The 23,244-nt window shown below is 64.1% G+C and carries 17 protein-coding genes; 8 read left to right on the plus strand and 9 right to left on the minus strand.

The window, feature by feature from the left end; translation table 11 throughout:
* Positions 1-25: 25 nt before the first annotated feature.
* A complete protein-coding gene (mobA, locus tag R9B85_RS00995) occupies positions 26-601 on the plus strand; it encodes a molybdenum cofactor guanylyltransferase MobA (protein WP_313855116.1) in 576 nt (191 codons plus the stop codon).
* Positions 602-730: 129 nt separating this feature from the next.
* On the opposite strand, the gene R9B85_RS01000 is transcribed toward mobA, so the two are convergent.
* From R9B85_RS01000 to peaA, 5 genes are all read right to left on the minus strand, one after another.
* A complete protein-coding gene (locus R9B85_RS01000) occupies positions 731-2,404 on the minus strand; it encodes a fatty acid CoA ligase family protein (RefSeq protein WP_112252505.1) in 1,674 nt (557 codons plus the stop codon).
* Between the two features lie 139 nt (positions 2,405-2,543).
* Positions 2,544-3,665, minus strand: a complete 1,122-nt coding sequence (gene peaD / locus R9B85_RS01005; RefSeq protein ID WP_207878494.1) for a quinohemoprotein amine dehydrogenase subunit beta — start codon at positions 3,663-3,665, stop codon at positions 2,544-2,546.
* A 32-nt stretch (positions 3,666-3,697) separates the two neighbouring features.
* The gene (qhpC, locus tag R9B85_RS01010) at positions 3,698-4,021 is read right to left on the minus strand and encodes a quinohemoprotein amine dehydrogenase subunit gamma (protein ID WP_004375838.1); all 324 of its coding nucleotides are present in this window, start codon (positions 4,019-4,021) and stop codon (positions 3,698-3,700) included.
* 1 nt (position 4,022) lies between these two features.
* Positions 4,023-5,453 (minus strand): quinohemoprotein amine dehydrogenase maturation protein, encoded by a 1,431-nt coding sequence (gene peaB / locus R9B85_RS01015; RefSeq protein ID WP_112252507.1) that lies wholly within the window; start codon positions 5,451-5,453, stop codon positions 4,023-4,025.
* A 49-nt stretch (positions 5,454-5,502) separates the two neighbouring features.
* Entirely contained in the window at positions 5,503-7,068 is a 1,566-nt protein-coding gene (peaA, locus tag R9B85_RS01020; RefSeq protein WP_112252508.1) for a quinohemoprotein amine dehydrogenase subunit alpha, read from the minus strand.
* A gap of 493 nt (positions 7,069-7,561) precedes the next feature.
* Between peaA and R9B85_RS01025 the strand changes: the two genes are divergently transcribed.
* Complete coding sequence (locus R9B85_RS01025; RefSeq protein WP_215521341.1) at positions 7,562-9,055, plus strand: aldehyde dehydrogenase family protein; 1,494 nt, start codon at positions 7,562-7,564, stop codon at positions 9,053-9,055.
* Positions 9,056-9,207: 152 nt separating this feature from the next.
* On the plus strand, positions 9,208-10,521 hold the full coding sequence (locus R9B85_RS01030) for a hypothetical protein (RefSeq protein WP_423770734.1): 1,314 nt from the start codon (positions 9,208-9,210) through the stop codon (positions 10,519-10,521).
* A gap of 138 nt (positions 10,522-10,659) precedes the next feature.
* Here the strand turns inward: R9B85_RS01030 and qhpG are convergent, their stop codons facing one another.
* From qhpG to R9B85_RS01050, 4 genes are read right to left on the minus strand one after another with little or no spacing between them, the layout of a single operon-like run.
* Positions 10,660-11,952: a flavin-dependent monooxygenase QhpG gene (qhpG, locus tag R9B85_RS01035; protein ID WP_112252512.1), complete on the minus strand. Its 1,293-nt coding sequence runs from the start codon at positions 11,950-11,952 to the stop codon at positions 10,660-10,662.
* Positions 11,945-12,622: a subtilisin-like serine protease QhpE gene (gene qhpE, locus R9B85_RS01040; RefSeq protein WP_423770735.1), complete on the minus strand. Its 678-nt coding sequence runs from the start codon at positions 12,620-12,622 to the stop codon at positions 11,945-11,947. The genes qhpG and qhpE overlap by 8 nt, the downstream gene beginning before the upstream one ends.
* Positions 12,612-14,345 carry an ABC transporter ATP-binding protein gene (locus tag R9B85_RS01045; protein WP_423770736.1) on the minus strand — a complete coding sequence of 578 codons (1,734 nt, stop codon included), beginning with the start codon at positions 14,343-14,345 and terminating at the stop codon, positions 12,612-12,614. Before R9B85_RS01045 ends, qhpE begins: the two co-directional genes overlap by 11 nt.
* 1 nt (position 14,346) lies before the next feature.
* Positions 14,347-16,257: a sigma-54-dependent Fis family transcriptional regulator gene (locus tag R9B85_RS01050; protein ID WP_423770737.1), complete on the minus strand. Its 1,911-nt coding sequence runs from the start codon at positions 16,255-16,257 to the stop codon at positions 14,347-14,349.
* A gap of 664 nt (positions 16,258-16,921) precedes the next feature.
* Between R9B85_RS01050 and R9B85_RS01055 the strand changes: the two genes are divergently transcribed.
* Genes R9B85_RS01055 through R9B85_RS01075 form a run of 5 tightly spaced genes read left to right on the plus strand, consistent with a single transcriptional unit; the run spans position 16,922 to position 23,242 of the window.
* Positions 16,922-19,024 (plus strand): type VI secretion system Vgr family protein, encoded by a 2,103-nt coding sequence (locus R9B85_RS01055; RefSeq protein WP_423771050.1) that lies wholly within the window; start codon positions 16,922-16,924, stop codon positions 19,022-19,024.
* A complete protein-coding gene (locus R9B85_RS01060; protein ID WP_112252517.1) occupies positions 19,021-19,596 on the plus strand; it encodes a DUF4123 domain-containing protein in 576 nt (191 codons plus the stop codon). Before R9B85_RS01055 ends, R9B85_RS01060 begins: the two co-directional genes overlap by 4 nt.
* On the plus strand, positions 19,593-20,435 hold the full coding sequence (locus R9B85_RS01065) for a hypothetical protein (RefSeq protein WP_112252518.1): 843 nt from the start codon (positions 19,593-19,595) through the stop codon (positions 20,433-20,435). The genes R9B85_RS01060 and R9B85_RS01065 overlap by 4 nt, the downstream gene beginning before the upstream one ends.
* A complete protein-coding gene (locus R9B85_RS01070; protein ID WP_423770738.1) occupies positions 20,428-22,308 on the plus strand; it encodes a hypothetical protein in 1,881 nt (626 codons plus the stop codon). Before R9B85_RS01065 ends, R9B85_RS01070 begins: the two co-directional genes overlap by 8 nt.
* Positions 22,301-23,242, plus strand: a complete 942-nt coding sequence (locus tag R9B85_RS01075) for a hypothetical protein (RefSeq protein ID WP_423770739.1) — start codon at positions 22,301-22,303, stop codon at positions 23,240-23,242. The genes R9B85_RS01070 and R9B85_RS01075 overlap by 8 nt, the downstream gene beginning before the upstream one ends.
* The last annotated feature ends 2 nt before the right edge of the window (positions 23,243-23,244 follow it).

Consider the following 23,244-nt stretch of genomic DNA (forward strand, 5'->3'; position numbering starts at 1 on the left):
CAATGACTGCCCGGAACCCTTTTTCATGCCTGACGCCCTTCCCTCGTGCTCCATCCTCATTCTGGCCGGTGGCCGCGGCCAGCGCATGGGCGGCCGTGACAAGGGCCTGGTCGACTGGCAGGGCGAACCGCTGGTGGCGCATGTGCAGCGCGTGGCACGGCCGCTCAGCGATGATTTGGTGATTTCCTGCAACCGCAACCAGGATGCCTACCGGGCCTATGCCGACCAGTTGGTGGGCGATGCCGAGGCGGACTACCCCGGGCCGTTGGCGGGGGTGATTGCCGGGCTCAAGGTGGCGCGGCATGAATGGGTGTTGCTGCTGGCCTGTGATGCGCCGCTGGTCGACCGGGGGTTGATCGAGGACCTGCTGCGGCTGGCGGTGACCAGTGACAGTGCGGCCATGGTGCGCCAGGGTGGGTACTGGCAGCCGATGTTCAGCGTGCTGCCACGCCGGGTGTTGCCGGTGCTGGAACAAGCCTGGGCGGCGGGTGAGCGGAGTTTGCAGAAGGCCCTGCTGCGCGTGGCGGTGCAGGGGCTGGAATGTGCCGACGATGATCGCAGGTTGAGCAACTTCAACAGCCCGGAGTTGCTGCAAGGCTGAAATCATCTACTGCCTGTGCCGGCCTCTTCGCGGGTAAACCCGCTCCCACAGGTACTACACAGGTCTCAAGGGCAGTGAAGAACCTGTGGGAGCGGGTTTACCCGCGAAGAGGCCAGCACAGGCGACACATCACCCGGCAGACAGCTCCTCGACACTGATCTCGCGCATGCGGAACTTCTGCACCTTGCCGGTCACCGTCATCGGGAACTCATCGACAAAGCGGAAGTACCGCGGCACCTTGAAGTGTGCGATTCGCGCCTTCGCCCAATCGCGCAGTTCCTCCGCACTGGCCGTATGCCCCGGATGCAACCGCACCCAGGCCACGATCGCTTCGCCGTACTTGCTGCACGGCACGCCAATCACCTGCACATCGGCCACCGCCGGGTGGGTGAAGAAGAACTCCTCCAGCTCGCGCGGGTAGATGTTCTCGCCGCCACGAATGATCATGTCCTTGCTGCGCCCGACAATACGCACATAGCCCTGCTCGTCCATCACCGCCAGGTCGCCAGTGTGCATCCAGCCGTCCTCATCGATGCTCTCGGCCGTGGCCTTGGGGTTGTTCCAGTAGCCCAGCATCACGCTGTAACCCCGCGTGCACAGCTCGCCGATCTCGCCACGTGGCAGGGTGTTGCCGTCGGCATCGATCACCTTGTTCTCCAGCCGCGGCTGGGTGCGCCCGACGCTGGTCACGCGGCGCTCCAGGTCGTCGCTGGCACCGGTCTGCAGCGACACCGGGCTGGTTTCGGTCATGCCGTAGGCAATCTGCACCTCGGCCATGTGCATCTCGCCGATCACCCGGCGCATCACTTCGATCGGGCAGGTGGCGCCGGCCATGATCCCGGTGCGCAGGCTCGAGAGGTCGAACTCGCCACGCTGGGGGTGGTCCAGCTCGGCGATGAACATGGTTGGCACGCCATACAACGCAGTGGCCTTTTCTTCCGCCACGGCGCGCAGGGTGGCCAGCGGGTCGAAGGCGTCGTTGGGGTAGATCAGGGTGCTGCCGTGGGTCATGCAGCCGAGGTTGGCCATGACCATGCCAAAGCAGTGGTACAGCGGCACCGGCACCACCAGCCGGTCATGCTCGGTCAGGCCCAGGCTTTCACCGACCATGTAGCCGTTGTTGAGGATGTTGCTGTGGCTGAGGGTCGCGCCTTTCGGGAAACCGGTGGTGCCCGAGGTGTACTGGATATTGATCGGGTCGTCGCAGTGCAGCTGCGCCTGGCGCTCGGCCAGGGCCTCGCGGCTGATGGCCACGGCACGGGCCTGCAGGTCGTGCCAGGCGAGAAAGCCCGGCGGTGGCGCGGCGGCCAGGCTGACCACACCGCGCAGTTCGGGGAAGCGTTCGCAGATCAGGGCGCCCGGCTGGCCACCGGCCAGGCCCGGGACCAGGCCCAGCAGCATGCCGTGGTAGTCGGAGGTCTTGAACGCGTCGGCGCAGATCACCCAGCGGCAGCCGGACTGGCCGAGGGCGTAGTCCAGTTCGCTGGAGCGGTAGGCCGGGTTGATGTTGACCAGGATCGCGCCCACCTTGGCGCTGGCGAACTGGGTAATACACCATTCTGCGCAGTTGGGTGCCCAGATACCGAGGCGATCACCGGGCTGCACGCCCAGGGCCATCAGCGCACGGGCGTGCTGGTCGACGGCTTCGGCCAGTTGCTGCCAGGTGTAGCGCAGGGCCTGGTGGCGGACCACCAGGGCGTCACGGTCGGGGAAGCGGGCGACGGTGGTGTCGAAGGCGTCGCCAATGCACTGGGTAAGCAGGGGTTTGTCCTGGTTGCCCTGGGAGTAGCTTGGCTGGGGCATGGGCGGTCTCTTGTTGTTCTTGTGTTGATTGAGCGGGCCTCTTCGCGGGTAAACCCGCTCCCACAGGGACCGCACCACATTCAGCCCCTGTGGAGGTCCTTGTGGGAGCGGGTTTACCCGCGAAGAAAGCAACACCGGTTTAACGGATGAACACCTGCGGCGTAGTGGTGGACATGTCGCCACCCGGCAACTTGATGTTCTTCACCTTCTCCAGCGTATCCGGGTTGAACACCGCCAGGTCGTTGAAGGTGCCGCCCAGGTACAACTTGTCGCCCTTCTTGTCGAAGGCCACGCAGTAGTAAGTGTGGTCCAGATTCGCCGCCTTGATCAGCTTGCGCTGTTTCAGGTCGTACTTGGCCAGGCGGTTGAGCACGCCGTAGATCTGGTTGGGGTCTTTCGGCGAACGCAGCCCGGTGAAGTACAGCTCGGTCAGGTCGGCAAATTCCTGGGTGTGGGTCTTGCCGGTCTTAAGGTCGACGCTCAGGTAGCCATACAGCAGATCGGCGGTGGCCGGGTCCTGCTTGTCATCCTTGAACCTGGCAATGGTGTACAGCATCGAGAATTCATGGCGCGCGCTCTGGTGCGGCCAGAAGTACAGCACGTCCGGGGCGCTGTAGCCTTTGCGGTTCCAGTTGCGCAGCGGCAAGGCCACCGTGTACTTGCCGGTGTTCACATCCATCTTGTAGATGTCCGGCCCGGCGACGTACAGGCTGCCATCGTCCGCCGCACGCATCAGGTACACCTGGCGCGGCATCGGGAAGGTGCGCACCGGCTTGGCCTCAAGGCCATCGGCGGTGCTGAACACTTCCAGCCGCGGTGGCTTGACCACGTAGTGGTCGTTCAGGCGCTGGGTCGGGTTGACCGTGGCGTACACTTCCTTGCCGTCCGGGCTGATGGCGAACGAGTACATCGACCGGCCCACCTCACCCGGCACACTCGACAGGTTGGCGTGGAAGGTGTTCTTGCAGGTGTCCAGGTCGATGCCGTAGATATCACCGTAGTGGTTGTTGAGCACGTAGGCGGTGCGGTTGTCGGGCGCCATCATCGCGGTGCCTGGGCCGAACTTGTCGGGCATCACGCAGCTCTTGTACACCGTGTCACTGGCCACATCGACCACGTGCAGGTTGTTCGGGTAGTTGGTCACGATCATGTATTCGTGGCCAGCCTTCAGCGCCGGCCCGGTGGCGGCGGCCTGTACCAGCCCGGCACAGGCCGTGGCGGCGATGGTGAGCGCGAGTGACGCGCAGCGTCCAGCTTTCATGCGGTTTCCCCTTGTCATTCTTGTTGGGCCGGTCACTTGTCTTTCGGGAACACGGTGCCGAGGTTGCGCCAGTCTTCAGCAGAGTTGCTCGCCTGGGCGTTCCAGTCCTGGTAGGTGCTCATCATGTCCGGCACCTGGGCCGGCCACCAGCAAGGGTCGGAGCAGCCATACAGGTCGGCCTCCATCGGCTGGCACAGCGAGCTCACGCCACCAAAGGCGTCCACTTCCCAGCCCGGGTCGGTAGTGGCGGTGCAGCCCGCCACTGCGCTCATGGCCATGACTTCTTCGACGCGGTCTTCGGCGGCGGCCTGCTCGAGGATGCGCGCCTTGTTGTTCAGGGGCTTCAAGTGCTTCATGTCAGTGCGCCTTCCGCGGGGTGATGTAGCGATCGATGAAGGCCGGGTTGGCGGCCATGATGCGGCTGTAGACTTCGATGCCGAAGTCGACCCAGTCGCGCATCAGTTCGCAATAGTGGTAGGTCGGGTGCTGCGGGTCGCCATAGCGGGCATAGCTTTCGTGGTAGCAGCCGCCGGAGCACAGGTTGCGGATGCGGCAGCTCTCGCAGCCGGTGTTGCTGCGGTCCAGGCGCTGCGACAGGAAGTCGTTGAGCTGTGCCTGCTTCACGCCCTGGTGCACATTGCCGAAGGTCGGCAGGCTGGAGCCGGTGAAGCGGTGGCACAGGTTCAGCTCGCCCTCGTGGTCCACTGCCAGCATTTTCAGCCCGGCGCCGCACGGCAGGGCCTTCTTGTGGCCTTCGTGGATGTCGGTGATCAGCTGGTGCAGGTTGGAGAAGCCAATGTTGCGGTGCTCCAGCGCCGCCTCCAGGTATTTGCGACCCAGCGCCTTCATGTTGGCGAACACCTGCACCAGTTCTTCGCCGGTGAGGTTGAAGTTGGCCATGTCACCGGAGGTGACCGGGGCAAAGCCGACTTCAGCGAAGCCCAGTTCATTGAACAGGTGGTTCCAGATGGTCTCGACGTCGGTGATGCCACGGGTCAGCGTGACCCGCGCGCCCACCGGGCGGCTGTGGTAGCGCGACAGCAGCATGTCGACCTTGCGCCGCACCACGTCATAGGTGCCCTGCCCGCCCACGGTGATGCGGTTGCGGTCGTGCACGGTCTTGGGGCCGTCGATGCTGATCGACAGGCCGAAGCGGTGGGCATTGAGCCAGTCGATGATCTCTTCGGTGAGCAAGGTGGCATTGGTGGTCATGATGAACTCCACCTGCTTGCCCGCCTCGGCGAAGCGCCGCTCGCAGTAGGCGACCATGTGCTCGATCAATGGGCGATTGGACAGCGGCTCGCCACCGAAGAACACCACGCTGTAACGCTGCTCGTCGGGCGACTCCTTGAGCAGCATCTCCACCGAAGCCTCGGCAGTGGCGGTACTCATCTTCTTGCCCGCGGACGGTTTGTCCAGGTCTTCCTTGTAGCAGTAGGTGCAGCTGAGGTTGCAGCCGGTGTTGACGTTGAGCACCACGGTGTTCAGCGCCGTGCGCTCAACCTGCTTGAGGGCGATTTCCGGGGTCAGCGGCGAGCCGTCGCTGACCAGCTCCAGCGCGATCAGCTCGCGCAGGGTGTCCTGGATATCGCTGCCGGCAAACTGCTGGCCAAGGCGCTGCATCAGCTCCTCGGCCGAGCAGCCTTGCTGGCGCAGGGTGTCGATGATGCCGCCGGTCACCGCGTCGGCGGTGAACAGCGAACTGCTGGGGATATGGAACAGCATGCGGTCGGCGTCGACCTGCACTTCATGCAGGTTGCGTTCGACCAGGTTCAGTAGCGCGCCCATGGCGACCTCCCGATAATCGATGCGTTGGAAAACCGTAAGCCACCTGCCGTTACGGCAGCGGCGGGTTGTTCCAGCGCTGTACGGTGACGATCATGTGCCCTTCGCCAGTCTGGCCACCGTCGGCCAGCGTGGCGACGACCTTCAGGTTGCCGGCGTTGTTGGTCATCATCTTGCGCTCGGGGTTGGGGCCAGCACCGCCTGGCACGAACACGCCATCGGCCTGCATTTTCCCGGCGAACTTGACGTCTTCGTCCTCGACCGCACGCTCGTTGAACGGCTCGACCTTCCAGCTGGCCGGCAGGTAGCCGATGCGCAGCGGCTGGCCATTGGCGTCCTTGCCCCAGGCTTCGGCCTCGAAGCGGCCCTGCACCTTGGGCACCGAGGCGCCGTTTTCGCCGATGCGGGCGATGGAGAACGCCGGCACCACTTTCACTTCCTCGACCTTGTCGTACACCGCCAGGTTGACGCCCTTGAGCGTCCCTACGGCGACTTCGCGCTGGCCAGGCTTGGCATCGGCCGCGGCGCGGGCCTTCACCCGTACCAGGGTCGGGGTCTGCTCCAGCACCTCGGTCACTTCCACGCCAGCGCCCAGGTCCGGTTTGCCGGCCAGGCCGCTGCCGACCAGGGTGATCTCGCTTTCGCCACCGGCCTTGATGAATGCCGGCTGTACCGCCAGCAGGCGCGCCTTGCCCTCCTTCACCGCGGTGAAGTCCAGGCCACGCTCGTCGTGCTCGGCCTCGAACATGCGGCCCTTCATTTCGCCATCCAGCGCGGCGAACACCTGGCGCAGGTTGGCGTCGCCGACCTTGACGTTGCCACGCCATTCATAGCCGTTGTAAAGGATCGCCGAACCGCTGCCATTGAACGGTGTGCCGTCGGCATAAGCGCCCTTGACCTCGACCTTGAAGGTGTCGCCCTGGTCAGGCGTGACGCTCATCACCCCGCGCACATCGCCCTTGGCCAGCATGTGGCCGCTGAATGCCCACTGACCCGGCAGCGCATCGGCCTTGGGCCTGGCCTTCTGCCATTCGGCCCACGCCGCGCTTTCCAGCGGGTAGCGCTTGGCCAGGTCCGGCACCACTTGTTGCAGGGCGATCGGCAGCCAGTCGCGGTCACGCGCCTGGGCCTGGTATTCGAGGGACGGCCACTGGCCGAGATGGAAGTTGACCAGGTGCTCCCATTCCTTGGCCGGGCGCCGCTGCAAGGCGACGCGAGCACCGGAGTGGCAGCGGCCACAGGTTTCGCTGAGCTGGGTGTCGAACTGCTCGACGGTGTTCAGCCGGCGCTCCATGGCATAACGCACACCATCGGTTTCGCTGGGCGCCAGGCCCTGCCTGTCGGCCAGGTACTTGACCAAGGTGCGGCGATCGTCGTCGCTGATCTGCAGGCCGTGCATCACCTGCATGCGGGCGATGCTCATCAGCCAGCCTTCCGGCGTCTTGCGCTGGTGGCTGATACGGCTGTAGGTGTCGTTGCCTTCGGGGATATGGCACCCCATGCACTTGTTCTGCAACAGGCTCGGGCCCTGCTCGGCCGCCATGGCCTGGGTGCTCAGCAGCGCGGCGGCGACCAGCGCCAGTTTGCCCGCATGCCGCCGGAGTCGAGTCGTCTTCAAGGTCAGACCTCCACGGTTGTTGTTCTTATCGTTTTCGCACGCTTTGGTACAGCAGGTGTGCATGTGACGGTTGCGATACAGGAACTGTGCCAGGTGCTGTAAAAGCGTTTTCTGTCAACCTTTTAGCCGGTTTTCGGGCTTTGGGCAGCAGCAGGTATGGCCAATTGCAGCGTGCCATTTCGCGACAGGGTGTTTCATCCTGAGACAGCGCCTGCCATGCAGGCCATTCGCGGGTAAACCCGCTCCCACAAGGACGGTGCCAGCTCACAGGCAAGACTATATCTGTGGGAGCGGGTTTACCCGCGAAGAGGCCCTTGAACCCACTGTTTCACCAACGTCTCACACCGTCTCAATGTGCAACAGCGCAACCCTGCAAGCTCAACCTTGCAGCAGGACAAAACCCAACCCGTTCAACGGCTTGCGGCCATCTACCGACCTTGGCACGCCCATTGCGCCTCTACCCGTCACATCCAATGACAAGAGGCACCGTCCCATGCTTTCCGAACTGCCCATCCTGCCCGCCACCCGCGCCTTTCTCGAACGCAAGCTGAAGATGCGCATCGGCGCCGACTGGCAGGACGCCGCCAGCGGTCGCACCCTGTCGTTCCGCAACCCGGCCACTGGCGAGGTACTGGGTGAAGTGCCCGCCGCCGAGGCCGAAGATGTCGACCGCGCGGTGCGCGCCGCTCGCCAGGCCTTCGACGATTCGCCGTGGAGCCGCCTGCGCCCACGCGAACGGCAGAACCTGCTGTGGCGCCTGGCCGACCTGATGGAGCGCGACGCCCGCCAGCTGGCCGAACTGGAATGCCTGAACAACGGCAAGAGCGCCGCCGTTGCCCAGGTGATGGACGTGCAACTGGCCATCGACTTCCTGCGCTACATGGCCGGCTGGGCCACCAAGATCGAGGGTAGCACCGTCGAAGCCTCGATGCCGTTGATGCCCAACGACCAGTTCCATGGTTTCGTGCGGCGCGAGGCAGTGGGCGTGGTCGGCGCCATCGTCGCCTGGAACTTCCCGTTGCTGCTGGCCTGCTGGAAGCTCGGCCCGGCCCTGGCTACCGGTTGCACCGTCGTGCTCAAGCCCGCAGACGAAACACCGCTGAGCGTGCTCAGGCTGGCTGAACTGGTGGACGAAGCCGGCTACCCGGCGGGCGTGTTCAACGTGGTCACCGGCACCGGCCTGAACGCCGGCGCCGCACTCAGCCGCCACCCCGGCGTGGACAAGCTGACCTTCACCGGCTCCACCGAGGTCGGCAAGCTGATCGGCAAGGCAGCCATGGACAACATGACCCGCGTTACCCTGGAACTCGGCGGCAAGTCGCCGACCATCGTCATGCCCGACGCCAACCTGCAGGAAGCCGCCGCCGGCGCCGCCACGGCGATCTTCTTCAACCAGGGCCAGGTGTGCTGCGCCGGGTCCCGCCTGTACGTGCACCGCAAGCACTTCGACAACGTGGTGGCCGACATCGCCGGCATCGCCAACGGCATGAAGCTGGGCAGCGGCCTGGACCCTGCGGTGCAGATGGGCCCGCTGATCTCGGCCAAGCAGCAGGACCGCGTCACCGGCTACATCGAGCTTGGCCGCGAGCTGGGCGCGACCATCGCCTGTGGTGGCGAAGGCTTCGGGCCTGGCTACTTCGTCAAGCCGACGGTGATCGTCGATGTCGACCAGCGCCACCGCCTGGTACAGGAAGAGATCTTCGGGCCGGTGCTGGTGGCGATGCCATTCGATGACATCGACGAAGTGGTCGGCATGGCCAACGACAACCCCTATGGCCTGGGTGCGAGCATCTGGTCCAACGACCTGTCCGCCGTGCACCGGATGATCCCGCGCATCAAGTCGGGGTCGGTGTGGGTCAACTGCCACAGCGCCCTCGACCCTGCCTTGCCGTTTGGCGGCTACAAGATGTCCGGCGTCGGCCGTGAGATGGGGGCGGCTGCCATTGAGCACTACACCGAGCTGAAATCGGTGTTGATCAAGCTCTGATCATTTTCCTGTACCGGCCCTTTCGCGGGTAAACCCGCTCCTACAGGATCATCACAGGCCTGAACACTGTGGGGTCCTTGTGGGAGCGGGTTCACCCGCGAAGAGGCCGGCACAGGCAACCCGAGAACAACAACAAAAACATGGAGCACACCATGAGGCACAAACTCGCCTGCACATTGGCCCTGCTGTTCGCCGCCCCCATCACCCAGGCCTACGAGCTGTACAACCACGACGGCACCACCCTCAACGCCGACCTCGAAGCCCTGTTCGGCGCCTTCCACAGCGACGAAAGCTTCAACCTGGCCGGCAACCGCAAGCCCGGCAGTACCGCCTGGCAGGAAGGCTACGTCAAGTATGGCCTCAGCGGCAGCCAGGCCCTGGCCGACAGCGGTGCGCTCTACGGCGCCTTCAACCTGCTCAGTTCCGCCACCTGGGGCGACGGCGATGCCGCCGGCCTGACCCTGGGTGACGAGCGCCGCACCGCCATCGAAGACCTGTACCTGGGCTGGCGCTCGGCCAACCTGTTCCCGGCGCTGGGCGAAAACGGCGTGGACATTTCCGGCGGCCGCCAGGTGGTGACCCTGGGCGACGGCTTCCTGATCCAGGGCGACCCGGTGAACCTGGGCAAGGTCGACCTGGGCGCCAACTTCGACCGCGGCGGCGCCTACTACCTGGCCGCACGCAAGGCCTTCGACCGCACCGCCGTGCTGCGCCTTGGCGGCAAGCAAGGCTGGCGCAGCGACCTGATGTGGCTGAAGTCCGACAACCACTACCAGGCCGACACCTCACTGGCGGTGGCCAACCTGGAGCACGTCGCCGACGCCGGCACCGTCGGCCTGAGCTGGATCCGCGGCCTCGACGTGGACCACCGCTACGCGCAGATCATGGGCCTGGAACATCGCGACGGCATGGACACCGCCAGCCTGCGCGGGCGTGGCAACCTGGGGGTGAAAGACCTGGAGCTGGCCGCCGAGTACGTGACCCAGGACAAAACCGGCGGGCGGGAGAACGCCTGGTACCTGGAGGGCAACTGGACCTTCTCCACGCTGCCCTGGACACCGACCGCCACCTACCGTTACAGCCGCTTTTCCGAAGACTTCGACCCGCTGTTCTATGGCTTGAGCCGGGGTTATGGCACCTGGTTCCAGGGTGAAGTGGCGGCCAACTATGCCGGGCCGTTCAACAGCAACAGCCAGGTGCACCACGTGGCACTGAAGGGCAAGCCACGGGACAATCTGACCGTGGGCGCGCTGTACTTCGACTTCGATACGCTGGACACCGATCAAGGCAACCTGGGCGGGCGGGAGCTGGACCTGTATGTGGAATGGATGGTCAACGATCACCTGCTGATCAGCCCGCTGGTGGGGTTCTACAAGCCGGAGCGCAGTGCGGCGAATGGCGGGACGCAGCTCGGTGGCCGGGATACCGGGACCTACATGCAGTTGATCGTCGGGACTTTCTTCTGATTCGAGATCTCGGGGCTGCTGCGCAGCCCATCGCGACACAAGGCCGCTCCTACAGGTACTGAGCAAGCATCATGGGCATCGCTGAACCTGTAGGAGCGGCCTTGTGTCGCGAAAGGCCGCAAAGCGGCCCCGGCAATCTCAAACCAAGCCCTGCTCCAACAACCACCGCCGCACCATCATCTGCTGCTCCCCTGGCAGGCCTGACAACACTGCCTCGAGAGGTCGGCCGCTACGCAGCGCCCGCACCACCGGCGCCAGCTCCACCCCCTGCAAATGCCACACCCCCAACGGCTGATCCGCCGTCACCACCACCTCGGCCTCATCCACCAGCCCGTCACGCAACACCGGTCGCCGCTCGACCTTCACCGCGCTCCAGTCCGCCGCCACGTGCAATGCCTGCATGTCCGGCCAACCCTGCCGCCGCGCCCAGAACGGCTGCCCCACCCGCCCCTGTTCTTGCCCATAAAAATCCCGCCCGATCCGGGCAAAACGCAAAAACAGCTGTTCGATCCGCTGCTGGTGAAACTGCCGCGCCAACCCGGCCCGCTCGGGCCTGCGCAGCAAGGTATTGATCACCACCGGTGCCTGCAGCGCCGAAGACAACGACTGGAAGATCCCGTTACCCGATAGTGGGTCAACGGCCATCGCAGCATCGCCCACGCGTATCCAGTCCTGCCCGACGCACTCACCGGCCAGAATCGCGGTGCTGCTGCGCGCATGCACCTCTGCCGGCGCCAAGGCCCTGGCATCGAACAGCTCGGCCACCAGCACGCTGCCGGCTCGCCGCGCCGCACAGTAATCCGCCAAGCCGGCCTTGCCCGGCAGCCCGGCCGCGTCCAAGGTGACTTGCCAGTAGCAGCGGCCGTCTTCCAGGCGCGCCATCCACGCCCAGCCATCCGCCAGGCTCTCCACCGCCGACGCGGGCCCCCCGGGGGCGGCCTGCCAGGCATTCAGCAAGCTGACCGTCTCCGGCCCGCGCAGGCGGTCGGCGGCCAACGGGGCTTGGCGGCCTCGGGCTTCGACCAGGAAATCGGCCTGCAGTATCTGCCCGTCGTCCAGGCGAATACCATGACCGACTTCGCGAACCACCTCACGCACCCGTCCCTCGACCACGCTCACACCCGCGCACTGAAGGTCGTCGCGCAGCGCCCGGTCAAACCTTTGCCGATCCAGCAGAAACTCTTGGTTCAGGTGCAGTTGCTGGCCGTTCCAGTGCACTTGCCGAGTCGCCGGCATCGCCGCCTGGCGCAACGCCCCGCCAAGGCCGGCATGGCGCAGCCCGTCCAGCACCCGCTGCGAAACCCCTTCGACCGCCGCGAACCGGCGCCACTCGGACACCACCGTCACCGCATAACCCAGCCGCCGCAGGCCAATGGCCGTGGCCGCACCCGCAGGGCCTGCCCCCAACACCACAATGCGCGGTTCAGCCATGGCCGACACCTCGTCGCTCGGGGCCGGTAAACGCCGCGTGGTGGCGCAACCAGTCATGAACCTGCTGCTGGCCCATGCCCGGCTCGTCACGCAGCAACGCAGCGATCCTGCCACTCAGGGCCGCACAGCCCAGGCTCGCGCCCGCCCTGCCGCCCGCCCCCACATAACCACCAAAGTCCGCCTGCCGGGTACCCAGCCGCGACCACTGGCCAGGCGCACAGCGGGCGTCGCCTGTGACCCGTATCACCCCGGGGTAGCTGGCCGGATACACTGGCCCGCCCTGGGCCGGGCTGGAGGCGCACAACAGCACACCCGCAGCCAAAGCCTCGGCACAGGCCTGGTGCAGCACAGGCCGGTCCTGCTGCAGGCCAAGGCTGAGGTTGACCAGCGTGACCCCCGCCTCCACCAGCCACAGCAGCGCGGCCGCCACCTGCAAGGCACTGGTGCTGGCCTGGGCGCCGAAAACCTGGGCCAGCAGCACGGGCACCGGCCCGGCCTCCCGCTGCAAGCCGGCGAGCACCGCGCTACCGTGCCCAAGCTGGTCGGGCAGCATGTCACCTTCGCGCAATTGGCCGTCCTCCAGCCAGAAACGGCGCGCGCCCAGCAAGGCGCTGGCCTGCTCCGGCGTGCAACCACTGTCGATCACGCCAACACGCACGTCAGTGCCCATGCCTGATCACCTCCTCGGGCAGCACCTGCAACTGGCCAGCGTGCAACTGCAGGTGCAGGTCGGCATCGGCCAGGGTCGAAGCGCGATGGCTGATCAGGATGCGCGTGCGGCCGGCGAACAGCTGGTCGATGGCCGCGATCACTTCGCGCTCGGTGGCTTCGTCCACCGCCGAGGTGGCCTCGTCCAGCACCAGGATCGCCGGCGCCTGCAGCACCGCGCGGGCGATGGCAATGCGTTGTTTCTGCCCACCGGACAACTGCTGGCCACGCTCACCCAGCAGGCCGTCCAGGCCCAGCGGCAGGCTGTCGACCAGGCTGTCCAGCCGCGCCAGGCGCACCACCCGTTCCAGCTCCTCACGGCTGGCCTCGGGCACGCCGTAGGCCAGGTTCTGTGCCAGGGTGCCGCGGAACAGCACGATATCCTGGCTGACCACCGCAATGCGCCGGCGCAGCGCGGCCAGGTCCAGTTCGCGCAGGTCGATGCCGTCCAGCAGGATGCGCCCAGCGTCCGGGTCGTAGAAGCGCTGCAGCAGATCGATCAGGGTCGACTTGCCCACTCCCGAGGCACCGCTGATGGCCACCTTCAGGCCACCCGGCACGCACACCTGCACGTCGTTCAGCACCGCGCCCTGGCGCCCTTCATGGGCAAAACTCACCCCCTCGAGACGCAATTCGCCCGGGCCGTCGGGCACCGGCTGCGGGTTGGCTGCCGGGCGCACGGCCACGGCCTCCTGCTTCAGTTCCATCACCCGCCCCAGGCTCACCGCCATGCGCTGCACCGCCACGTACAAGCCCAGCAGGCTCTGCACCGGCCCTACTGCCATGCCCATGTAGGTGGAAAAGGCGATCAGCGCACCTAGTTGCCAAGTGCCCTGGATTACCCACCAACCGCCGACCAGGAACGCGCAAGCGCGGCACCAGGAGGTCAGCGTGCCGGGGATGGCCTGGGTGAAGAATTCGGTCACCTGCACCTTGAGCAGCTGGCGCATGTAGCCCTGGCCCAGCTGGTCCAGGCGCCCCGCCTCGCGGCCTTGCTGGCCGGCGGCCTGGATGAACTTCATCGCCGGCAGGGTTTCGACCAGGAATGACGACACATCTGCCGAGCGTTCGCGCAGGTTGCGTACTTCCCGCTCCACCTTGCGCCGCATCCAGCGCAGCCACAGCACTTCTATCGGCACCAGCAGCGCCAGCAGCAGTGACAGTTGCCACGACAGCATCAGCATCAACACCACCGCGCCCACCAGGCCGATCATCGCCGACACCGCCGAAAACAGCGAGTCCACGGCAAAGCGCTGGATTTCCGCCACATCGCCATCCAGCCGCGAAAGAATGTCGCCGATGCGCCGCCGCCCGTAGAACGTTGGCGACAATTGTTGCAGGTGGCGGTAAAGGTCATCGCGCAGGGCGAACAGGATGCGCCCCGACAGGCGCGTGTGCAGGTAGCGGTTGACCCCGGCCAGCACCGTGCCCAGCAGGCCTGCGCCGATCATGATCGCCGCCATGTGCCAGAGGGTCTGGTAATCCTTGGCCAGCAGCCCCTCGTCGATCAGCGTCTTGACCAGCCAGGGTTGCGCCAGCGCCAGCAACGAGGCGCCCAGCGACAAGCCGAGCAACAGGCCGATGGCGCGTCGATGGGGGCGCACGAAACCATACAGCCAGGCCAGCGCCTGGCGCATGAGCACAGGGTCGCTGGAGTCCACCAGCCTTGCGAACAGGCCGCCCATGTCAGCCGCGCAACTGTTTAAGCTTGCGGTACAGCGTCGCCCGGCTGATACCCAGCGCCTCGGCCGCTGCGGACACGTTGCCCTGATGGCGTGCCAAGGCGCCACGGATCAGCTCCAGCTCGTTGTCCTTGAGGCTGCCGGAAGGTGCCGTGCCGCTGGCCAGTTCGTCCAGCAGGCAGTCGGTGAGGTGGTCCAGGGTCAGCACCTGCTCGCCGTCCTCGCGCATGGCCAGCGCGGTGCGCACGACCATTTCCAGCTGGCGGATGTTGCCCGGCCAGTCGAAGCCTTCGAGCAACGCGGTCAGGGCCGGGTCCAAGGTCACGCCCCGGGCATCGGACTTGTCCAGCAGCCCCTGGATGATCGCCGCCAGGTCATCACGCTCGCGCAATGCCGGCAGGCGCAGCGACACGCCGTTGACCCGGTAGTAAAGGTCTTCACGGAAGTGCTGCTCCTGCACCAGGCGCTTGAGGTCACGGTGCGTGGCACAGATCAATGCCACGTCGATCTCCTGCTCGTCGCCCGCCCCCAGCGGTGCCACGCGCCGTTCCTGCAGTACCCGCAACAAGCGCGCCTGCAGCGCTAGCGGCATGTCGCCGATTTCGTCGAGGAACAGCGTGCCGCCGTGGGCCTGCATCAGCCGGCCGACCATGCCGCCCCGGCGCGAGCCGGTGAACGCACCTTCACGGTAGCCGAACAGTTCGGACTCGATCAGCCCTTCGGGGATGGCCGCGCAGTTGACGGCCACGAACGGTTTGTCGGCACGCGGGCTGGCCTGGTGCAGGGCCCGGGCGACGACTTCCTTGCCGGTACCGGTCTCGCCCAGCAACAGCACCGGCAGGCCATTGCCCAGCCCCTGGCGGGCCATGCGCAGGTTGCGCGCCAGGCGCGGGTCGCCACCGGCCAGGGCGTCGAGGGCGGGTGACTGCTTGCCCGGCGCCGGCTTGCTCACCGGCGTGCTGCCGTTGACCCGGCCATGGCGCGGCAGCTGCAGGGCGCGGAAGTAGAACTCGCCCTTGGCCGTCTGCACACTGCTCACCCCGCCCTGCCACAGGCGGGCGATGAAGGCCGGTGACCGTTCACCCAGCAGGTCGCTGCTGCGCCGGCCCAACAGCTCATGGCGCGGCACCTGCAACAGCTGGCAGGCACCGTCGTTGGCAGCCAGCACTTCACCGTCCAGGCTCAGCGCCAGCAGGCCATGCCAGGCGCTGTTGAGGTATTGCGGGCGGCTATGGAAGGCCAGCACCAATTGCTCCGGGTGGCACAGGCCGAACATGCGGCTTTCGATGTTGCCGGCCGCCAGCATCAGCGTCGACAGGCTGTCCTGTGGTTGCGCCATCACCCCTTCACGGGTGATGTCGAGCACGCCGATCACCTCGCCGCGCGGGTCGCGCAGGGGTACCGAAGTGCAGGAGAACGGGCTGAGGCGGTCGAGGTAATGTTCGCCGCAGTTGATCAAGGTCGGCCGGCCATCCACCACTGCCGTTCCGATGGCGTTGGTGCCACGCAATGACTCGCTCCAGCAACTGCCTGGGTGCAGGTCGCGCAGGCCTTCGCGTTGCAGCACGTGCTTCTGCCCTTCGATGGCCAGCACGTTGGCCTGGGCATCGCCGAGGATGACGATGCCGGCCTTGCCCTGGCGCGCGACCAGGTAGTCCAGTTCCGGGGTAACGGCGTCGACCAAGAGCCGGTTGCGCTCCAGCAGCATGCGCAGGTCGTGGCCCTGTTCCAGGCCCAGGCCGACTTGTTCGCCCTGCAGGCAGTCCAGGCCATGGCCCAGGCTGCGGCGCCAGGAGGCGTCGATCTCGTCGCGCAGCATGCCCAGCGGCAGCTCGCCTTCACTGGCCAGCTTGAGGCGGGCCTGGCGGGATTCGTGCAGCGGGTCGTGGGCGTTTGTTATTAGTTGTCGCGCCATTTTCTACTCCGGCTGTGCCCCGCAAGATGGCGGGGAACGGGCTTGGGAATTTTCCGCAGTGTGCGGGAGAAATCCCTGGCCGTCATCAGGCTGCGGTAGAAGGTGGCATATGGTGACGTTTACGTAAAGGGACACGCAGGAGCACCGCCTTGCCCAAGGTTTGAAAGCTTGCGCGAGCTTTGTGGGAGCGGGCATGCCCGCGAACACCGGCAAAGCCGGTGCCATCCACCGCGTCGTCTGCTTCGCGGGCGCGCCCGCTCCCACAGGGACGGCGCGGGCTTTGAGTTGGCGCTGAACCTGTGGGAGCGGGTTCACCCGCGAAGAGGCCCTTGAGGTCAATCACGGCTGTCGCTTGATTTCAACAAAGCCCAGACGCCCGCCAGACACTCGGCACCGGCCCACCGGACATAAGGCCGCTCCTGCAGAAGCAGAGCACAACTTGTTCTCAACCAAATGGCCAAACCAACAACTAAGAAAAACACTAAGTTACAAGTTTCAGAAAGTTCTTACTTATATCCAAAAACAACGACACCCTGTTTATTTAAATCCCGCCGCAGCCCGCCTACCCTGCAACTCCGCCATAACCATCAACCTTACCCCAGGCCCTCTTTGCACCAAGACCACAGCTGATACCGGAGCAATTCTTCACAAGGAAAAACCCGCCATGTACCGACAATCTGATCTGCGCTTCAGCTTTCAACCCTTGGCTGGCGACATTCAATTCGAGGTGCTTTCATTCGAACTCGACGAAGCCATCAGCGCACCATTCCAGTTGAAGCTGGAGCTGATCAGTCACGAAGATGAAGTGGACTTCGGTCAATTGCTCGACAAGCCGGTACTGTTCACGATCTGGCAGCATGAACGCCCACTGCGCTACGTACACGGCGTGACAAGCAGCTTCAGCCAAGGTGAAACGGGCTTTTATCGCACCCGTTACCATGCCCTGGTCGAGCCCCTCCTGGCCCGCGGCGGGTTGCGTTCGAACTGGCGAATCTTCCAGCAGAAAACCGTGCCGCAGATTCTCGAAATCATGCTCAAGCGCCAGTGCATCCTTCATTTCGAGTTGCACACTTTTGGCGACCATCAGGTGCGCGAGTTCTGCGTACAGGCAGGTGAAACAGACCTCGACTTCATCGCCCGCCTGGCGGGTGAAGAGGGTTTCATCTATCGCTTCGAGCACACGCCAAAACAACACCTGCTGGTCATCACCGACCGACTGCTGGCGCTGGGGCAGATCAGCCGAGGCGCGATCAAGACCGAAGACGACGATGAAGGGCTTCCTGAAGAGGACGACGTCGGCCCCGACCAGGTGCTGTACCGCGCCAACAGCGGTGGTGATCAGGCGAGGCCTTGCCTGCGGCGCCTGCGTTACAGCGAGCAGGTACGCACTGCTCGACAGGTACAGCGGGACTACACCTTCACCAACCCGCAGTACCGGCAGGAACACCGCGCAGATGACAGTGGCATCACCCATCAGTCCCAGGACTATGAGCGCTTCGACTACCCCGGCCGCTACAAGCGCGATGTGGTCGGCGCCCCCTTCACCGCCACCCGCCTCACGGCCCTGCGCCATGACGCCCGTATTGCCGAAGTCGAGGGTGACGATGTACGCCTGCAACCGGGGCTGAGCTTTACCCTCATCGAGCATCCGCGCAAAGACCTCAACGCACACTGGCGCGTGATGCGCGTGCATCACGAGGGCAGCCAATTCACCAGCCTGCAAGAAGAAGCTGCCGGGACCGAGCAAGGAACGCGCTACTCGCAGGAAGCCGTGCTGGTGCCCGGCCGGATCGAATGGCGACCTGCGCCGCTGGACAAACCGCGCATTGACGGCCCGCACATGGCCACCGTCGTCGGTCCACCCGGCGAGGAGATCTATTGTGACGAATGGGGACGGGTCAAGGTCAGCTTCCCCTGGGATCGCGAGAGCAGAAACAACGAGTTCAGCTCCTGCTGGGTGCGCGTATCGCAGGGTTGGGCAGGCGGCAGCTGGGGCTCGATGGCTATTCCACGCATAGGCCAGGATGTGATCATCCAGTACGTCAACGCCGACCCCGACCAGCCGATGATCACCGGGCGCACCTACTGCGGCGATCAACTGCCGCCCTACGAGCTGCCGGAACACAAGACGCGCATGACCATCAAGAGTCAGACCCACAAGGGTAATGGCTTCAACGAACTGCGTTTCGAAGATGAACTGGGTCGGCAGGAAGTGTACGTGCATGCCGAAAGGAACATGAATACCAAGGTCAAACATGACCAGACCCTGAACGTCGGCAATGATCGCGCCACTGCGACAGGCCGCGACCAAAACACCAGCATTGCGCGTGACGAGACTATCGATACGGGACGTGATCGCCGCGATCATGTTCACCAGGACCGATTCACCAGCATCGACCGCAACGATATCCACTCCATTGGCAACACAAGCCGCATCACCATTGCCGCCGACCACAGCCTGAGTATCGGCGGCAATCAGTCGCTCGTCATCGAAGGTACGCGCGCCATTGAAGCCCGTACCGCTCAGCGTCTGCTGACACGGTCCTACATGCTTCAGGGCACGGAACGTATTCACATCCGTGGCCCGAGCGGCAAGATCATCTTCGATGCCGACGGCATAACCATCGAAGCCCCCAACATCCGCTTCAAAGGCAATGTCACCTACCAGACACCTGTGCAGGCCCAGGTCGAAGCCATCGAGGCCGCTATTCGAGAAGGCTCACCGCTAATCGAAGAATGCCCCTTTGCCGGGAGGGACGACGCATGAGCCTGCACCAGCAATTAAGCGAAGGCAGCCTGTACACGGGTGTCGTCAGTGCAAGCCTGTTCGTGCTTGCCGAAGCGTCGGCCAATCCGGGCCTGCTGGGCAGGCTCGAGTTTCATTCCACCCGACACCAATGCCTGTGGCACCTGGACCATCACACCGGGCTGGAGAAGCATGCGCCATTACTGTTCCAGCTGACAGCAGGCAGCGAACTGGATGCCTGGCTTGGCGGCCTGGACGGGGCCTTCGCCTGTACTGTCGCCGAGACCACACTGCCCCTCGAAGCCCTCGCGCGGCACCTGCGCCGCTTTGGCAAAATCCAGGAAGGACGACGTCGTTACTTCATGAGGCTTGGTGATCCTCGGTCGTTAAGCTTCTACGTCGGCTCACTGACGCAGCAGCCAGACACCCTGGCCCGGCTGTTCGATCACGGACGCATACGCAGGCTCTACTTCCACGATTCACGAACCGGGCTTGCACTTGGCGCACAGCCGCTGTTCGAGCAAACAGAAAGCAGCATCGAACGGGAAGGCTGCCTGGCCTGGCTGCCATTGCGCCACGAGGTCCCTGCATGAGCCTGCCGAGTCTGAATCTGGGTGCGCTGCAAGCTGCCTCGCTACGGTCCACCAACCGTCGACTGTCCCGATTCCTGCTGGGGACGTTGGACGGTTCGCTTGCGCGTTTTCATACCCGTCCCGAGGATGTTCCCCTGCTGGTAGCCAATGCGGGGGCTCTGGTCAGCAACAGGGGCTACACCTGCGGCAAGGAATACAGCTTGCTGGTGCTGAGCCACTTCTTGCTGGGTCTGGGCTGGTGGAACGACCCCGCAAGCGTATCGGTGTGGTCAATCCACCAGGTTCCCGGCCTTACCCAGGATGAGCGACTCGACATGCTGACCGTGCGGGCAGTAGCCCACCGTATGCAGTGGGAGGGGCAACTTACCCTTATGCATGACGTCACACGGCAGATTTTGCGCCTGCCCGATGACGATTGCGACCACGACCGGCAGTGGCGATCACTGGAGCAACTGATGACCCTGCGCGGCATACCAGCTGACGCGCAGCAGTCTTGCTATTGCTGCTATGAGTCGGATGCCAGCCGCCGCTATGCGCTGCCCGCCATCAACCACAAAGAGCTGAACGGGAACGAGATCCTCGCCTACCGCTATTACGGAAAACGGCTACCTCAGCCGTCGGATGACCTGTACAAGCTGCCCCCGTTGCCCCGCAGCCAAGTGCTGGTGCATGTGCTCCTGGCGATCGCGTTCGGTCGACACTTTTACCTCAACCCATTGTTCACCCCTTGGGTGAAGTTGCTTGAAGCCACCGACTCTCCCCGAGAGCGCTGCAGGGTGTTGGCAGATCAACTGGCAGCCCACCAACAAGCACTCAAGGAGCCGAGTCCGCATGGTTGAAGCATCTGCTTTACAAACGCTGGGGCAAGCCGCACTCAGCGGGGCGCTGCCTGTTCCACCCGACATTTGCGTACCCTGCTCCCTGCCCGGCGCGCTGTTCTCCCTCGACGGCGACGACGGTTGCGACCAGTTGCTAGGCATCCCCTCCCAGAACGGCGTCGGCCCTGCCTGGTTTCGCAACAACCCGTGGATCCGCGACCAAGCGCGCAACCACCGCGATACCTTCCTCCAGCAGGTGCTGGAGCATGCCGGCGACACGCTGGGTAATGCCTGGCTGGCTGAGTTCTATGCCTTTGCCGCCAGCGAAAAGCTGCAGCTGGTGTGCATCGACGACGAGATCCGCCTCAACGAACTCCCCCCGCCCGTACTCGACCACATGGGCGAGCGCAGCCAGCACGGTTATGGCTTTGCCCTGCACAGCAATTTCTTCTTCACCGACCACAAGATCTATTTCGCCACCTTCACCCATGTGCAGTGGGCCGAGGCGCAACGGGAAGAGTACGTCGACGAGCACGGCACCCAGCGTATCAGCCCGCCCTACACCTGGCATACGCCCACTGGTCTGTACCCGATCGAACAGGCCTGTGGACAGCTGGTCCGCCACTACGCCGAAGCCAAGGCCCGTGCTCGCTTCTGGCAAGGTGTCATTGGCGCGGGCGAATTCGCCTTCGGGGTGCTGGCGATGGTGCCAGTGGTCCGTGGTATCAAAGGCGCCGCAACCCTCGGCCGCTATGCCTTCGTCGCCCTGGAAGCCGCGCTGGCCGCCGATGCCATGGTCGACGGCAGCAGCCGCATGATCACTGGCGAAGGCCTGAGTATCGGCGAGCAGTTCTTCACCGACCTGGCGCGCCTGGCCAACCCCGACACTGCCGAGGCACGTGGCAAGCAGGTATTCATGGCCATCAACCTGGCCCTGCTGCTGCCGGCCGCCATCGGCGGCGCCCGTTGGCTGATGCACAAGTTGCAGCCCGGCAGCATGACCACCGTACGCCTCGACAACGCCGCGCTGTCGCAAGAGGAAGTCCGGCGCCTTGGCAACCGCAGCGCCGGCGAAGTCACCGTACTGGAAACCCGCATCCAGCGACGCAGCCGCGAGGGTGAGCTGCCGGTCACAGCGCATGAACTGCACTCGGTGGAGCGCAATGCCAGCCTGGTCGCGCTCGATGTGGTCGGCGGCAAGGCCGACTACGCCTACATGGCCACCACCCTGCGCGACCGGCTGGTGGCCATGATCCAGCACAGCATCGGGCCGGTGCGCATGGGCGGCAGCCTGACCCGGGTCGTCGCCGATGCCGGCGAAGAAGCCCTGGCGGCTGCCCTGGTCAGCCACTGGAAGGTCAAGTCGGAGAACATCCTCGGCCTGAGCACCCACCCTTCCCGGCCCAGCCAGTTCGGTTTGAAGAACAAGAGCGACCAGGGAATTGACATGCTGGTGTACGTGCCGCCACCGCCCTCGATGACGGTGCGTAATCCGACGACGCAGCAAATGCGGCACCACATTGATGGGCTGAAGGGGACGGCACCCGTGGAAGAGCTGAAGTTCGAGGCGGGTACGTTGTTGGTGATCGAAGTGAAGACGACTTTAGGGAAAAGCAAGACGCCTGCTTTTATCAACACCCAGAAAGCAGGAGGCAAAGCCAACCTTCAGCGCATACAGGACTTGATTCGTAGGAAAAGACAAGGTTGGGGAGAAGCCCTTACAAAAACTGACCCCGCCTTTATTACAAAGTACCAAGCAGTAGAGGACAGCTTGGATTCGCGAAAAGTCTCATTTCTTCATGCACAAGTATTCTTTGACTCGAAAGGTCACCCTAATAGCATTGTCGGTGACCGAAGCGGAATACAAATTAATCTCTGGAACCAACATGAATAGACAGGCAAAAGATCGACTCAAAGTCAGCTTGAAAAAAATACACGAATGGGCGAGAGAGGACCTACTCGTGAGGTGCGACATGCTGACGTCTTACATCGTGACTGGCGAAACCATAGGCATCGCTTGCAATCAGATATTCAAAGCTGGCATGAACAATATTGGAAAAGGTTTACAGCTTGCAACACAGCACCCATACGGGCCAGCGTCATTGGATTTCGTCTCTGGCATTACACAGATGTTAATCGCTGAAGCAATCTTAATACAAAAACTTGCGCACACTAAAGAAAGTAGCATAAGCAATTTAGATGGGACCACTCACCTAATGTTGTGTGCACTGGCTACTGGCCGGTTTGAACTGGTTGAGCCCTTTCACCAAGCTATTTTCACAGGTATTCATAATGGCTACGGTGTCAGCGATGGCCACAATTTGCCAATCGGTACCACCTTTCGCTACGCCGCTTTCGGCCTGACCATTATCGGCGACTGGCTCGGCAAACCGCTTGACCTCGACAAGCACGCCCTGCCTCGCGACCCTGCCTGGGGTCAATTGGTCGCTCATTGGCGCGAACCTGATCCCGATAAACTGGCGCCGATCCTGGTGGCCGCCTGCGACACCCATGTCGAACGCATCGCGCTGACATCCCGCGAACTCGACTCCGGCAATTTCGAATTCGGCTCCCCCTTCGAGGCCGTCTACCCTGCCGAAATCCTGGCCATCCTCAACCTGCGTCGGTCGTTGGGGCTAACCAACCCCTCGCCCATCGAACACCCGTTGATGCAAACGCCCTATGCAAGGCTGACCTGCCCGCCTGGCATGCGTTTCGAACCTGATGAGCTGTTGTTGCAGTTCTTAGCCGCCGTATGTAAACACGACCCGGCTGCAATGCCAGACGGCCTTTATGAAGCCGTTCTACAAACAAACTCGGCCAATTGATC

Source organism: Pseudomonas sp. NLJ1 (assembly GCF_049486705.1).
Classification (GTDB): Bacteria; Pseudomonadota; Gammaproteobacteria; order Pseudomonadales; family Pseudomonadaceae; genus Aquipseudomonas; species Aquipseudomonas inefficax.

What these genes read in the sequence shown, in the direction of transcription:
- R9B85_RS01045 (WP_423770736.1), bottom strand. Translation starts at nt 14,345, where the DNA reads ATGGGCGGCCTGTTCGCAAGGCTGGTGGACTCCAGCGACCCTGTGCTC.
- qhpC (WP_004375838.1), bottom strand. Translation starts at nt 4,021, where the DNA reads ATGAAGCACTTGAAGCCCCTGAACAACAAGGCGCGCATCCTCGAGCAG.
- R9B85_RS01025 (WP_215521341.1), top strand. Translation starts at nt 7,562, where the DNA reads ATGCTTTCCGAACTGCCCATCCTGCCCGCCACCCGCGCCTTTCTCGAA.
- R9B85_RS01050 (WP_423770737.1), bottom strand. Translation starts at nt 16,257, where the DNA reads ATGGCGCGACAACTAATAACAAACGCCCACGACCCGCTGCACGAATCC.
- R9B85_RS01060 (WP_112252517.1), top strand. Translation starts at nt 19,021, where the DNA reads ATGAGCCTGCACCAGCAATTAAGCGAAGGCAGCCTGTACACGGGTGTC.
- R9B85_RS01075 (WP_423770739.1), top strand. Translation starts at nt 22,301, where the DNA reads ATGAATAGACAGGCAAAAGATCGACTCAAAGTCAGCTTGAAAAAAATA.
- R9B85_RS01030 (WP_423770734.1), top strand. Translation starts at nt 9,208, where the DNA reads ATGAGGCACAAACTCGCCTGCACATTGGCCCTGCTGTTCGCCGCCCCC.
- peaB (WP_112252507.1), bottom strand. Translation starts at nt 5,453, where the DNA reads ATGGGCGCGCTACTGAACCTGGTCGAACGCAACCTGCATGAAGTGCAG.
- R9B85_RS01055 (WP_423771050.1), top strand. Translation starts at nt 16,922, where the DNA reads ATGTACCGACAATCTGATCTGCGCTTCAGCTTTCAACCCTTGGCTGGC.
- mobA (WP_313855116.1), top strand. Translation starts at nt 26, where the DNA reads ATGCCTGACGCCCTTCCCTCGTGCTCCATCCTCATTCTGGCCGGTGGC.
- peaD (WP_207878494.1), bottom strand. Translation starts at nt 3,665, where the DNA reads ATGAAAGCTGGACGCTGCGCGTCACTCGCGCTCACCATCGCCGCCACG.
- R9B85_RS01065 (WP_112252518.1), top strand. Translation starts at nt 19,593, where the DNA reads ATGAGCCTGCCGAGTCTGAATCTGGGTGCGCTGCAAGCTGCCTCGCTA.
- R9B85_RS01070 (WP_423770738.1), top strand. Translation starts at nt 20,428, where the DNA reads ATGGTTGAAGCATCTGCTTTACAAACGCTGGGGCAAGCCGCACTCAGC.
- R9B85_RS01000 (WP_112252505.1), bottom strand. Translation starts at nt 2,404, where the DNA reads ATGCCCCAGCCAAGCTACTCCCAGGGCAACCAGGACAAACCCCTGCTT.
- qhpE (WP_423770735.1), bottom strand. Translation starts at nt 12,622, where the DNA reads ATGGGCACTGACGTGCGTGTTGGCGTGATCGACAGTGGTTGCACGCCG.
- qhpG (WP_112252512.1), bottom strand. Translation starts at nt 11,952, where the DNA reads ATGGCTGAACCGCGCATTGTGGTGTTGGGGGCAGGCCCTGCGGGTGCG.